Genomic DNA, 12,438 nt, shown 5'->3' with positions numbered 1-12,438 from the left:
AAATGCATGACTTAACGTGAGATCGGTGTAACCCGGTTTTGTGCACGACCTGTGAGAATCTTTGCTAAATGGTCGTAAAAAGTGCCATTTTTCCCGAAGCCGCCATCCAGGAACTCCCGGTAGTTGAGGTCGGCTTTGCTGGCGTGTTCGCACAGCGTATCCAGTGAGTCGTGGAGATGGTCCATTTTGAGGCGATCCAGCAGTTGTTCCAGCTTCATGACAGGACCTCCTCGTAGGCACTGAGCTCGCGTTTTTGTACGCAGGTCGACTGCCACAGGGGTTGGTGGTGTGCTGGCTGCGTCTGCCAACCGTGATGTTTGGGCTTCAGGCGGTGCTCTGCAATCAGGGCGCTGCTGCTGTCGTAAACCCGCAGGTCGTCATCCAGGCTGATTCGGATGCTGACCCCTTGGCCGCAATTGCCTTCCGGCACGCTGTAACGGTTGCCTCGCACCTCGATGTAGCCGTCCCAGCCCACTTGGCGAACGTCCCGGTAACTGGTGTCGAAGTCCGCCCTTGGGAGAACTTCGAGCGCCGGGCGTTCTTTATCAAAGCGCTCGTTTGGTGATTGCTGGAATTGCCGAAGAACCCGTCGATCGGCGACCGCGGCTAGCCAGTGTTCCAACAACTGGTTTAGGTGAGCCCAGCTGTCGAACTGCCGATAGCGCTGAAAGAAGTGGTCTTTGACATAGCCCACCATCCGTTCCACTTTGCCCTTGGTGCGAGGCCGTTGCGGACGGCAGGCCTTGGGGGTAAAACCGTAGTGGTGGGCCAGTTGCAGGAATCCCTCGTTGAAGCGTACCGTGCCGTCGGCGCTGTGCCGCAGAACAGCTGCCTTCTGGTTGTCGACCAACACGGATTTGGACACACCGCCGAAGTGGCGGAACGCGCGAACTAAGGACTCATAGGTGTGTTCGGCATCTTCGCAAGGCGCCGCCCAGACGTGGAATCGGCGGGAGTAGCCCAGCACATTGACGGCGATGTGAACCTTACACGGTTGGTCGGCAATCCGCGTGTCCAACACACCCCAGTCATGGTGGAGTTGCTGTCCGGGAGCTGTCTCAAAACGCACGGTCTTCTTGCTGGGGCGCAAGGCTCGCTTGGGTTGGATGTAATCGCGCAGCAATGTGACTCCGCCCGGATAGCCTAAGCCCTTGATTTTCTGGAAGATTACCTCCGCGTTCCAGACCCCCTCGGCCAACTCCTGGTCTATAAACGGCTTGTACGGGTCAAGCTTGCTGCTCCGCGGTTGCTTGGGGCGTCCAGTCTTGGGCGCCGGCAGTGCCAGGTAGCGTCGAACGGTCCGGTCCGAACAGCCAATCCGGTGGGCGATGTCCACAATGTGGGCCCCTTGTTTTCGCAGTTGCTTTATCATGTAGAAGTCCTCTCGACTCAACATTGGGGGTTCCTCTGGGTTTGGTCACCTTTAAGGAAACCCCATTTGGGTTGGGAGGACAATCTAAGCCGGTGATTTACGGTCTTTTAGCACCGGTGCTGACACAGTTCGTGAGAAACTTTGCCAAATGGTCGTTTAAGCTGAGAACTCGGTACCGGAATCGGAGGTGACGTTACAGGAAGAGGCAAAGCAAAAGCTTCACGAAATCCAAAAATCCAAGGAGAAAAAGCCACATAACCCAAAACTACAGAAGTTCGATTTTCGCTATGGCGCTCGTGTAACCAGTAAGGGGAAGGCCGGGATGAAACCTCCCCCAAAAAAGTAGACGCCTACCTTAACTGGGAGGAAGGGGACATTGATACTGATTACTTCGAGTTAGATCTTTGGAGCATGGCCACTGGCTGATATACTGATTTTACGAACATCACAGATAGCAATATTTACGTCGCGAACGGGCTAAACGCCGATGGGCAGGCTCGCGTCCAAAGCTGCAACGACTGGTACTGCACCGCGTCTGATGTTGTGGGAGTCGGAGCTATCTGCGGCGGTTCGCCTGATGATTTGTGATTTTTAGCATCTAGCTTATGGAGGCGGGCTCGAGGCCCACCACCATTTGAAACAACCGAAGAGGTGGGGGATGCATGCTGCGGACCATTATTGTCGTTGCGATCATCATTGTTTCAATGCCGTCCTACGGGAGTGCGGGTTGCCTCCAAGAGCGCGAAGCGGATCTGACCGATACCACGCATTATCAGGTGAAAGCCAAGCTCAGCGAACCTCACTACTATTATCGGCTCGATGGAGAGTACGTCGTTTTTATACCGGCGTCATTTTTGGAGGCGCATTATGAAAAGAGGCGCCTAGTGGCCACTCAATTGATTCTCGGTGAGGCGCCACTAACCCAGCACACTGATATCCTCCAGCCCCTCATCCTCGAAGAATCCTACTTTTGGGGCGAAGCATACAAGCTAATGATTGATGCCGTTGAAAGTGGCGATGCGGCCGTATATAGCAATAGGTCTGGGTACGCAACGGACATTAAGGCAAATACCTATTCTGATGGCCTGGTATGCTGGTTTTTCAGGGATGAACTCGTAGAGAGAATCATTCTAAAAAAATGGCTTCACTGAGACTTAGCCCCCCGACCTAATGAGTTCTATTTTGTGTGGCCCATGGCGGCAGGCTGGCGGCCTATGCGATTTGCCGACCAGGTAGGTGAAATCCTAGCTGCAACGCCACTCGCGCATTCGTTACCACCATTACCGTTCAAGCATTACATTCAGACTGAGGCAAAAATTCCACATTTGGAGCGCTACGGCTCTATATGACTTTTTAATGAGACCAGCCAACCTAAAAGGGGCGGGTATCCCAGACGCCTGGCGCAAAAGGACTGGTCTTAATCCGGGCAGTAAAACTAGCGGTACTGCCCGCTGGATCGGTCGAGCCAGACGTGGTAATCCACGCAAGTGGCTACACGTGAATACCCATTACAGGCGCTGACGCAACAGATCGACTGCTTCTTGGAGAGTTGTGAATGCATCTTGAGAGAAATCTTTGGCGGGCTCGAGAAAAAGTAGCTCAAAGATCGACACGCAAGTTGGAATTGAAGTTTAGGTTGGGATAACCCGTTGATTGTAAATGGATAAATTCATTCTCACGCTATCCAACGTTCTCATTTTCAATGATTTTTACCAAGGTCTGAACAAGGGCCCGACGCTAATGCTCGCGTCTCTGGTGCCCCACCCTTGTTTTTGCGGTGGTGCTTTGGGGACTCATTCGCTGGGGACTTTCCGAGAAGAGCAAATCTAGGCGTGCCTAGCCAAGGCGGAGGGCCCGGCATCAAAATGCCGTCCGCTCATCGCTGACTGCCGGGCATAGAACCGCGGCAGTTGGACTACAAATGTAGTTCCCTTTTCTGGGGAAGAATGAACGTCGATTATGCCGCCGTGGCTTCATTGCGCTTTCAGGCGTGGCGGTGCTGAACGGCCTTGTCATGCTGTCATTTATCCGTGAGCGCTGGCGCAGTAGCGGGGAGTTGACGACCTCTGTTGTCGAAGGCGCCCTGATACGTTTGCGCCCGGTCTTGATGACAGCTCTGGTGGCCAGCCTCGGGTTCGTGCCCATGGCCCTTAATACCGGCACCGGAGCGGAGGTGCAACGGCCGTTGGCGACCGTGGTTATCGGTGGGATCATCTCTTCCACGATCCTGACCTTGCTGGTTTTGCCCTTGCTCTACCAATTGGCCCACGCGAAAGATCGTCGGCCCGAGGAAGCTGAAGGACTGAAAGCGGCAGAATCCTTGCCTTGAGACTGTAAATATCGGCTGCTAAGGAATATTTGGCATGGAAAGCATTTGGACGGTCTTGCTGCTGGCGGCGTTACCTGCCGCCGGCAATTTCGCTGGCGGGCTGTTGGCGGAGTTCAGCCATACCCCGCTACGCTGGCTAAATCGAGCCCTGCATGGCGCCGCCGGGATTATCATCGCGGTCATCGCCGTGGAGATCATGCCCGAAGCGCTGGAGCGCATAGCCGCCTGGATTATCGCCTTGGCTTTTCTGCTCGGCGCGGCCACTTACGTTCTCATCGAACGGGGAGTCGAGTCCCTGCAGTCCAGAGCGACGCACGGAAGTGGCAAGGGAATGTGGATGATCTACGTCGCCGTCAGCGTGGATCTGTTTACCGACGGGATTCTCATCGGCACTGGCTCAGTGGTCTCGTTCTCACTTGCGCTGGTATTGGCGACGGGGCAGGTGCTGGCAGATGTCCCGGAGGGTTACGCCACCATCGCCAACATGAAAGATAGCAATCTTTCTCGCGCAAAACGCTTATCGTTGTCGGCCTTCTTCGCCGTGCCGGTACTGTTCGCCGCCGTTCTGGCTTACTACCTGCTCAGAGAGCAGAGCGAAACATGGCAGTTCTCCGTACTGGTTTTTGCAGGTGGCTTGCTGGCAGTCGCCGCAGTGGAAGACATGCTCAGTGAAGCCCACGAAAACGCGGAAGACACCCATTGGTCCGTGCTGGCATTCGCCAGCGGCTTCTCCCTTTTTGTTCTTGTTTCGGCAGGTCTCGGTGGCCTGGTGAGACAGAGCTAATCCCCAACGATCTTCAGCGGTCCCCTACGTCAGATTGGTAACAATTGGGTCTCTATTCGCCAGACACTTGACCTGCAACAAGATAAAGCGCGCCGGATTCAGGCAACCTGTGAGTAGATCCAATTGCGGCCTCAACCAGTTCTCGAGGGAACATAGATGAACCAATCTCACCAGGCGTTGGAAACCACTCAGCTCATCGTCCCGGGAATGGGTAGCGACCATTGTGCCGGGATTATCAGCAGCTCGCTCAAACGGATTCCCAGCGTGCGGGATGTGCGCACCAACATCGCCGCCCACCGCGTGGAGGTGGACTATGCGGCAGGCGATCTGGATGCCAACGTGATCCGTAGTGCGGTGGAAAAGGCAGGCTACGAGGTTGCTGCCACCAAAGGCGCGCACGAAAGCCGCCGGGTGGAGTTGATCGTCCCCGGCATGGGATCCGACCATTGCGCAGGCATAGTGCGCACCAGCTTGCAGCGGCTGCCCGGCGTGAAGGCGGTGGATACCAGTATCGCCAACCACAGGGTGGAAGTGATCGTCGAGGGAGACGGTCCCAACCCCAATCAGCTCAAACAGGCTGTGGAAGGGGCGGGTTACGACGTGGCCCGGTTCAGCACCGAAGGTGAGGACGATAGAAGCGCAGACGCGGAGATCGAGGAAGCCTACTTTCAGCAGGCCTGGAAGCGCCTCTGGATTGCGGCTGTTCCCACCACGCTGATCATGATTCTGATGATGGTGGAAATGTTCTGGTTTGCGATTCCGGGTTATTTGGCCATTGTCGCCTTGCTGGCTTTTCCGGTGGTCTTTCTCTATGGCGGTGCCGCCACCCACAAAGCCGCCTGGCGGTCGTTGACCAATCGCACCTTCAATATGGATGTGCTGATTTCCATGGGCAGCCTGCCGCCTTACTTCATTGGTCTGGCGGGTTTCATTTACCCGATGACCTCTTTCATTGAAATGGCCGCCACCATCATGACCTTCCACCTGCTCGGCCGCTATCTCGAAGCGAAAGCCAAGGGGCGTGCCTCGCAAGCTATCCGCCGTCTGCTCACACTAGGCGCGAAAACAGCGCGGGTTGAACGCGATGGCAGTGAAGTGGAGATTTCGGTGAAAGACCTGCGCCCGGGCGATGTAATGGTCATTCGCCCCGGCGACAAGATTCCCACCGACGGCGAGATCGTGGACGGCGAAAGCCATCTCGACGAGTCCATTGCCACGGGCGAGTCGGTTCCGGTTTACAAGCAAAGCGGGGACAGCGTCATCGGCGCCACCATCAACAAGGAAGGTCGTTTGCGCGTACGTGCCACGCGGGTTGGCGGTGATACCTTCCTTTCCCAGGTGATTCGCCTGGTGGAACAGGCCCAGGGCTCGCGGGTGCCGATTCAGGAATTCGCTGATCGCATGACGGGACGTTTCGTACCCTTGGTGTTGATCGTCTCGCTTGGCAGCCTGATCGTTTGGCTGCTGGCCGGCGACAGCCTCAGACCGATCCTGTCTTGGGGCGCTGACTTCCTGCCCTGGGTGGATCCTGATGCAAGTATTCCCGTTATCGCCATTCTCGCTGCAGTCGCCGTGCTGGTGATTGCCTGCCCCTGCGCACTGGGTCTGGCCACGCCGACAGCTTTGATGGTGGGCTCGGGCCTCGGCGCGGAGCGGGGCATCCTGATTCGCTCCGGGGAAGCCATTCAGACCTTCAAGGACATCAAGGTCATGGTGCTGGATAAAACCGGGACGATCACCCGAGGTGAACCGCGTCTTACCGAGGTGGTTGCGGCTAGCGGCATTGACGAGAACGACCTGCTAGAGCTTGCCGCTACAGTTGAAAACGCCTCCGAACATCCTATTGCGCGAGCCATCGTTGACGGAGCCCGCGAGCGCAAGATCGAGCCGCGGGAAGTCAGCGGTTTCCGCTCAACCGGTGCGCGGGGCGTATCCGGCAGTGTTAATGGACGCACTGTTCTTATCGGGAATCGTCGTCTGTTGGAAGAAGAGGGAGTCGATGGCTTGGCTGAACTCGATGCGCAGCTGCAGGAACTCGAGTCGCGCGGTCGAACGGCAGTGATCGTGGCCGGCGATCGTCGCGCTCTCGGCATTGTCGCAGTAGCGGACACGATCAAGGAAGAATCCAAGGCGGCGATCCGCGGCATGCACGAGCTCGGCCTGCACGTGGTGATGATTACCGGTGACAACGAGCGGGCGGCGCGCGCGGTGGCCGAGGAAGTGGGAATTGATGAAGTTCAGGCTGGAGTCTTGCCGGAAGGCAAAGTGGACGCCGTCCGGGAACTCCAGTCGCGCTATGGCAATCACGTGGCCATGGTTGGCGACGGAATCAATGACGCACCAGCCCTGAAGCAAGCCAACGTGGGCATCGCCATCGGCGCCGGCGCGGATGTTGCCATCGAAGCGGCAGACGTTACGCTGGTGCGTGGAGAACTGACTGGGGTAGTGGAAGCCATGGCGCTGTCGAAAGCCACTTTCAGAAAAATTGTTCAGAACCTCATCTGGGCCAGCGCCTACAACGCTGCCGCAATTCCGATCGCAGCGGTGGGTCTTTTGCACCCGATGATCGGGGTTGTCGCGATGACGGCCAGCTCTCTGTCGGTGATCGGTAACTCCCTGTTGCTGAAGCGACAATTCGCTGGATCGCCTGAAATGACCTCAGATCCGAAATCGATTACATCCCCGGCGGAAGCTTATGGCGCTTGAGTGTTACCTGCCTCGTCACCTGATCCACTGAACCGACATGGAGTTTACTGAATGAAAATTGAAACGCTTCAAGACCTTATTGAATGGACCCGCAAAACTCACAAGCACTTGGCCGAATGCTTCAAGCATTGCAGTACCAAGCAGGAAGAACAACGTGCCAAGTGGCTGCTGGAATACCTTGCCGAGCACGAAAAGGTGCTTGCCCAAACCGTGGATCGCTTTGAAAAAGAAGCAAACGCCGGTGCCTTGCACACGTGGGTGTACGATTATCTGGGCCACACCCCCGTCGACCCGCACAAGATGTGCTCGGCACCTTACGCACAGATGAACTTCGATGAGATAAGTGCGAGTATTTTTGATACTCACAATCAGATCATCGACCTCTATCGCTATTTACAGGGGAGAATGGACACGCCGAGAGCCAGGGAACTGGTTGAGAACCTGCTCACGATGGAAGAGCACGAGACCATGCTCCTGGCACAGCAAGCCAATCGCCTCAACGATCTGTAACCTTCCATACGAGAGCTTCAGAAACTAATGAACACTTCGCTGTTTAGCCGCAATCCGCGCAGCCTGGCGGCCCTAGGTCTGATCGCAGTGGCCACGATGTTTGGTTTCCTCTTGCAGTGGCCCACGCTATTGAATCTCGTCATGTTTCCCATATTGGTGGTCGTCTATAGTCGGCTGGCCAAGCGGGAGGAGGTACAGACGCTGACTGTTTTCGGAGCAGCCTACGAGGAGTACAGGCGAAGAACGCCGGCATTCATCCCCGCAATTGCCAATGACATCAATAAACCTTCACCCACCGCCCACAACCGGTAAAACCAAGGAGTCGGATATGAAAGCTTACCTATTGAGTGCATTAGTTTTCCTCATCGCTTCACCCATGGCGCTCGCTCAAAACCATGACCACGGGAGCGATAAACCATCTACTGCCCAGGGGCAGATGGGTGGAATGATGAATCATGAAAACATGATGAAGATGCAGGATCACATGCAGAAGATGCAGCAAACCATGCAGAAGATCAAGGCCACCGAAGACCCGCAAGAGCGACAGGAACTTATGGAGCAACACATGCAAGCCATGCAGGAGGGCATGCAGATGATGCACGGCGGAATGATGCAGGGCCATGGCGACAATCAGCAAAAGATGCAGGACATGAAGAACATGAGCAGGGAAGAAAGAATGGAAATGATGCAGAATCATATGGAGAACATGCAAGAACATATGCAAATGATGCAGATGATGATGGGGCAGATGATGGAGCACCAAGCGCAGGATCAGTAAACGACAGGTTCGATAATCGGCCCGATTATTGGGGCGGGGCCGACCATATCGCTCCAAGGAATGGCCGCGAACTTGCGGCAGGAAAATAGAGCCAATTGGCTCGCCAGCTAGCCCCGAACCACAAGCGAAAACAAGGGGCATCGTTCGATGCAAAGCAAGTCTTCATCCGAGGCGCCTGGTGTTCTAAAAGCGCTGGACATGGGAATCGATACCCACCAGGAGCCTGTCGTCTACATGCGGTCGGATTGCCATGTCTGTCTCGCCGAAGGGTTTAGCGCCAGCTCACGAGTCGCCATTGCCAGTGGCGGGAAAGAAATCATCGCGACCCTGAACGTCGTCGATGAAGTGGCATTGGCGGCCGACCATGTCGGCTTTTCCAAAATCGCTTTTTCCCGCCTGGGAATAGAAAATGGTGACGAGGTGGTGGTACGCCACGCACCCGTGGTGCAGTCCCTGAGCGCGGTGCGCAAAAAAATCTTCGGCCACGACCTCAGTGCTGCCGAATTTCAGGATATCGTTGAAGACATCAGCGCACACCGGTACAGCGATATTGAAATCGCCGGCTTTGTCAGCGGTTGCGCCGGGACTCGTCTCACCGTCGACGAAATCACTTATCTCACCCAGGCCATGGTTAACTGCGGCAAGCGTCTGGAATGGCCGGGCGAGAAACGCATTTTTGACAAGCATTGTATCGGCGGGCTGCCGGGCAACCGCACCACACCCTTGGTGGTTTCTATTGTTAGCGCTGGCGGACTGGTGATGCCAAAAACCTCTTCCCGCGCTATAACCTCGCCAGCGGGCACGGCCGATACGATGGAAGCCCTTACCCGCGTTAACCTTTCTCTGGATGAGATTCAAGAAGTCGTGCGTGAGACGGGCGCCTGCCTCGCTTGGGGTGGGGCGGTCAACCTGAGTCCCGCGGATGATGTATTAATCCGAATTGAACGGGCATTGGATCTGGATGGGGAAGGGCAGCTCATTGCGTCGGTCTTGTCCAAGAAGATTGCCGCGGGCGCCACCCACGTGGTCATCGATATCCCAGTGGGCGACACGGCAAAGATGCGCAGCGACGTCGATGCCGACCTGCTGGCTTCGCTGTTTGACCGTGTGGGCAGCGCCTGCGGAATTCATGTGCGGTGTGTATTGACCGATGGCAGCAAGCCAGTGGGGCGTGGCATCGGCCCGGTGGAGGAAGCGCGAGACCTGCTTGCAGTCCTGCAGAATCACGAAGATGCACCCATGGACTTGCGGACGCGAGCCTTGTCGATAGCCGCGCAGGTATTTGATCAGGCCGATCAACTGGGCCCGGAGCATGGCCTGATCAAAGCGACCGGCCTGTTGGAAAGTGGCGCCGCCTGGCAACAGTTTCAGCGCATAACGGCGGCCCAGGGCGGCTTGAAGTCACTGGGTAATGCCCGCTACTCGCACACCGTTGAAGCAGCGCGAGCGGGAATCCTGACCCGCATCGATAACCGGCGTCTGGCGAGACTGGCCAAACTGGCAGGTGCGCCCTTTGATCTCGCTGCGGGCTTGCGTCTGCACGCGGAGGTGGGTGATTACCTCACAGCAAGTCAGGCTTTGTTTACCCTGTTCAGCGAAAGTCGGGGCGAGAGGGACTACGCCTTGGATTTCTACCACAGCAATCCCGATATGTTTACTATCGAATAACCAAAACGAGTTCTCCCGCGTGAAGATAAATGCTCAAGACTCACCACTGATATTTTCCCTTCAAACTCACCCGCTTGAGGCCAGTTTGGTTCAAAAGCTGCGAGCCGAAAAAGGCGAGTTTGCCAGCCGGCAGTTTCCCGACGGCGAAACCTATTTGGATATTACCAGTGATGTCCGCAGTAGGCATTGTGTGGTGCTGGCGGACCTTTCCCATCCGAACGGGAAGTATCTGCCCTTGCTGTTTATGTTGGATACATTGCGCGAACTCGGCGCGGCAAGCGTGGGGCTGGTAGCTCCCTACCTCTGCTACATGCGTCAAGACCGTCGATTCGTGGCGGGCGAGGCAGTAACTTCGCGCCTTTTTGCACGCAGTCTTTCGGCGCATATGGACTGGCTTGTTACGGTTGATCCTCATCTTCACCGCTACGAATCCCTGGATCAAATCTATTCCGTTCCCAGCCGGGTCGTGCAAGGCGCGCCGGCGTTAGCGGAATGGCTGAAGTCGCGGACGGACCTGTTACTGGTTGGCCCGGATGCCGAGAGCGAACAGTGGGTTGCCAACATTGCGCGCTACAGCGGCCACCCCTTCGTGATCGGCGAAAAGCAGCGCTACGGTGACCGGGATGTGGTGGTCGAACTGCCGAATCTGGGCAAGGACACTCAGCGAACCGCCGTAATCATCGACGACGTTATCTCCAGCGGCCATACAGTGCTCAAGTGTCTGCAGGCGCTGCAAGCACAGGGCGTCAAGCAGCTTGAGTGCGCCGCGGTGCACGGCATTTTCGCCGACGGCATCGATTCCGTATTAATGCAATCGGGTCTTCGGACCCTGGCAACAACCAACACGATTCCCCATTCTTCCAACCTCATCGACATCAGCGATCTGCTTGTGCCCGCTATCCAGCAACTTTTGCAAACCCCCTCGGAGTAAAGTCATGCGAATAACCTTTCTTGGTGGTGCCGAAACCGTCACTGGCTCTAAATTTCTCGTGGAAACGAAAACTACCCGCGTGTTGGTGGACTGCGGACTTTTTCAAGGTTTCAAATGGCTGCGCGAACGAAACTGGGAGACACTACCGGTGGATCGAGATTCGCTGGATGCGGTCCTGTTGACTCACGCGCACCTGGACCACAGCGGCTACATTCCGCGTCTGTACAAACAGGGTTATCGCGGACCGGTCTTCACCCACGCGGCCAGTCGTGCTTTATGCGGCATATTGCTGCCGGACAGCGGCCACATCCAGGAAGAAGACGCCGCCTATCTGGCCCGGCATCATCTGAGCAAGCATGAAAAACCCGAGGCGCTTTACGACCAGGCCACTGCCGAAGCGAGTCTCACACTTTTTGAAGGCCTTCAGTTTGGCGAACATTTGCAAGTGGGTGATCTGGACATCACCTTTCAGCCGGCAGGGCATATTCTCGGCGCTGCCAGCATCATCATTAGGGGCGAAGGAAAAACGGTGGGTTTTTCCGGGGATGTGGGCCAGCCGGACGACATTTTGATGCGAGCACCCCAACCCCTGCCTGCGCTCGACTATTTGTTTCTGGAATCCACCTACGGCAATCGCCGCCACGAGTCCACCGATCCCGCCAGTGAGCTGGCCCAGGTGGTCAATGACAGTGTGGCCAAGAGCGGGGCACTGCTGATTCCCAGCTTCGCGGTCGGGCGGGCACAGGCCCTGCAACATATGTTGGCGACGCTGATGGGCGATGGACGCATACCGCAACTGCCGATCTATCTCGATAGCCCGATGGCCATCAACGTTTCTGGAATCTATTGCGATTTTCAAGACCAGCACAAATTGACTGATCGGCAGTGCCAGCAAATGTGTGAGAAAGTGACCTACACCCGCACGGTCGACGAATCCAAGGCACTCGCCGATATTCGTTATCCGCACATCATCATCGCCGGCAGTGGAATGGCCACCGGCGGGCGCATTCTCCATCACATGAAGCGCCTCCTCGGCGATCATCGCACCACGCTGATGTTTGCTGGCTACCAGGCAGGCGGCACCCGTGGTGCAAAAATGCTGGCGGGCGCGGATCATGTGCGAATCCACGGTGAATGGGTGAAGGTGAAGGCGGATGTGCGGGAGATTCGCGGCCTGTCCGGGCACGGTGATTATGCTGACATCGAGCAGTGGCTGAAAGACTCGGCAGTGGATAAACGCACCCATATCCATTTGGTACACGGCGATCCGGAAGCGCTGGACAGCCAACGTGACGTTTTGCGCCAGTCCATCACGCCCCATGTCGAGGTGGCGGGCTATCGCAGCGTCCTGCATTTATAA

11 protein-coding genes and 1 pseudogene are annotated in these 12,438 nt (G+C 56.4%); 10 read left to right on the top strand and 2 right to left on the bottom strand.

Going from position 1 to position 12,438, the window contains the following annotated elements:
* Nucleotides 1–11: 11 nt before the first annotated feature.
* Together ACURWW_RS00240 and istA are read right to left on the bottom strand one after the other, a co-directional pair.
* Nucleotides 12–218: a hypothetical protein gene (locus tag ACURWW_RS00240; RefSeq protein WP_445614998.1), complete on the bottom strand. Its 207-nt coding sequence runs from the start codon at nucleotides 216–218 to the stop codon at nucleotides 12–14.
* The gene (istA, locus tag ACURWW_RS00235; RefSeq protein ID WP_445614997.1) at nucleotides 215–1,396 is read right to left on the bottom strand and encodes an IS21 family transposase; all 1,182 of its coding nucleotides are present in this window, start codon (nucleotides 1,394–1,396) and stop codon (nucleotides 215–217) included. Before istA ends, ACURWW_RS00240 begins: the two co-directional genes overlap by 4 nt.
* Before the next feature lie 638 nt (nucleotides 1,397–2,034).
* On the opposite strand from istA, the gene ACURWW_RS00230 reads away from it, so the two are divergent.
* The 10 genes and pseudogenes from ACURWW_RS00230 to ACURWW_RS00185 all read left to right on the top strand — a co-directional run bounded on the left by ACURWW_RS00230 (nucleotide 2,035) and on the right by ACURWW_RS00185 (nucleotide 12,438).
* On the top strand, nucleotides 2,035–2,523 hold the full coding sequence (locus ACURWW_RS00230) for a hypothetical protein (RefSeq protein ID WP_445614996.1): 489 nt from the start codon (nucleotides 2,035–2,037) through the stop codon (nucleotides 2,521–2,523).
* Nucleotides 2,524–3,341: 818 nt separating this feature from the next.
* Nucleotides 3,342–3,701: pseudogene (locus ACURWW_RS00225) on the top strand (efflux RND transporter permease subunit); the annotation flags it as partial.
* A 34-nt stretch (nucleotides 3,702–3,735) separates the two neighbouring features.
* Nucleotides 3,736–4,485 carry a ZIP family metal transporter gene (locus ACURWW_RS00220; RefSeq protein ID WP_445614995.1) on the top strand — a complete coding sequence of 250 codons (750 nt, stop codon included), beginning with the start codon at nucleotides 3,736–3,738 and terminating at the stop codon, nucleotides 4,483–4,485.
* Between the two features lie 156 nt (nucleotides 4,486–4,641).
* Nucleotides 4,642–7,191 (top strand): heavy metal translocating P-type ATPase, encoded by a 2,550-nt coding sequence (locus ACURWW_RS00215; protein ID WP_445614994.1) that lies wholly within the window; start codon nucleotides 4,642–4,644, stop codon nucleotides 7,189–7,191.
* 51 nt (nucleotides 7,192–7,242) lie between these two features.
* Nucleotides 7,243–7,701 (top strand): ATPase, encoded by a 459-nt coding sequence (locus tag ACURWW_RS00210; RefSeq protein WP_445614993.1) that lies wholly within the window; start codon nucleotides 7,243–7,245, stop codon nucleotides 7,699–7,701.
* Nucleotides 7,702–7,728: 27 nt separating this feature from the next.
* On the top strand, nucleotides 7,729–8,013 hold the full coding sequence (locus ACURWW_RS00205) for a methyltransferase family protein (RefSeq protein WP_445614992.1): 285 nt from the start codon (nucleotides 7,729–7,731) through the stop codon (nucleotides 8,011–8,013).
* Between the two features lie 16 nt (nucleotides 8,014–8,029).
* The gene (locus ACURWW_RS00200; RefSeq protein WP_445614991.1) at nucleotides 8,030–8,479 is read left to right on the top strand and encodes a hypothetical protein; all 450 of its coding nucleotides are present in this window, start codon (nucleotides 8,030–8,032) and stop codon (nucleotides 8,477–8,479) included.
* 147 nt (nucleotides 8,480–8,626) lie between these two features.
* Nucleotides 8,627–10,147 (top strand): thymidine phosphorylase family protein, encoded by a 1,521-nt coding sequence (locus ACURWW_RS00195; protein WP_445614990.1) that lies wholly within the window; start codon nucleotides 8,627–8,629, stop codon nucleotides 10,145–10,147.
* Nucleotides 10,032–11,078: a ribose-phosphate diphosphokinase gene (locus ACURWW_RS00190; protein WP_445614989.1), complete on the top strand. Its 1,047-nt coding sequence runs from the start codon at nucleotides 10,032–10,034 to the stop codon at nucleotides 11,076–11,078. The genes ACURWW_RS00195 and ACURWW_RS00190 overlap by 116 nt, the downstream gene beginning before the upstream one ends.
* 4 nt (nucleotides 11,079–11,082) lie before the next feature.
* Nucleotides 11,083–12,438 carry an MBL fold metallo-hydrolase gene (locus ACURWW_RS00185; protein ID WP_445614988.1) on the top strand — a complete coding sequence of 452 codons (1,356 nt, stop codon included), beginning with the start codon at nucleotides 11,083–11,085 and terminating at the stop codon, nucleotides 12,436–12,438.

Source organism: Gilvimarinus sp. F26214L, assembly GCF_054401055.1.
The sequence above is the reverse complement of the archived record's forward strand: the minus strand, read 5'-3'. Positions and strand labels throughout refer to the sequence as shown.

What these genes read in the sequence shown, in the direction of transcription:
- ACURWW_RS00240 (WP_445614998.1), bottom strand. Translation starts at nt 218, where the DNA reads ATGAAGCTGGAACAACTGCTGGATCGCCTCAAAATGGACCATCTCCAC.
- istA (WP_445614997.1), bottom strand. Translation starts at nt 1,396, where the DNA reads ATGTTGAGTCGAGAGGACTTCTACATGATAAAGCAACTGCGAAAACAA.
- ACURWW_RS00230 (WP_445614996.1), top strand. Translation starts at nt 2,035, where the DNA reads ATGCTGCGGACCATTATTGTCGTTGCGATCATCATTGTTTCAATGCCG.
- ACURWW_RS00220 (WP_445614995.1), top strand. Translation starts at nt 3,736, where the DNA reads ATGGAAAGCATTTGGACGGTCTTGCTGCTGGCGGCGTTACCTGCCGCC.
- ACURWW_RS00215 (WP_445614994.1), top strand. Translation starts at nt 4,642, where the DNA reads ATGAACCAATCTCACCAGGCGTTGGAAACCACTCAGCTCATCGTCCCG.
- ACURWW_RS00210 (WP_445614993.1), top strand. Translation starts at nt 7,243, where the DNA reads ATGAAAATTGAAACGCTTCAAGACCTTATTGAATGGACCCGCAAAACT.
- ACURWW_RS00205 (WP_445614992.1), top strand. Translation starts at nt 7,729, where the DNA reads ATGAACACTTCGCTGTTTAGCCGCAATCCGCGCAGCCTGGCGGCCCTA.
- ACURWW_RS00200 (WP_445614991.1), top strand. Translation starts at nt 8,030, where the DNA reads ATGAAAGCTTACCTATTGAGTGCATTAGTTTTCCTCATCGCTTCACCC.
- ACURWW_RS00195 (WP_445614990.1), top strand. Translation starts at nt 8,627, where the DNA reads ATGCAAAGCAAGTCTTCATCCGAGGCGCCTGGTGTTCTAAAAGCGCTG.
- ACURWW_RS00185 (WP_445614988.1), top strand. Translation starts at nt 11,083, where the DNA reads ATGCGAATAACCTTTCTTGGTGGTGCCGAAACCGTCACTGGCTCTAAA.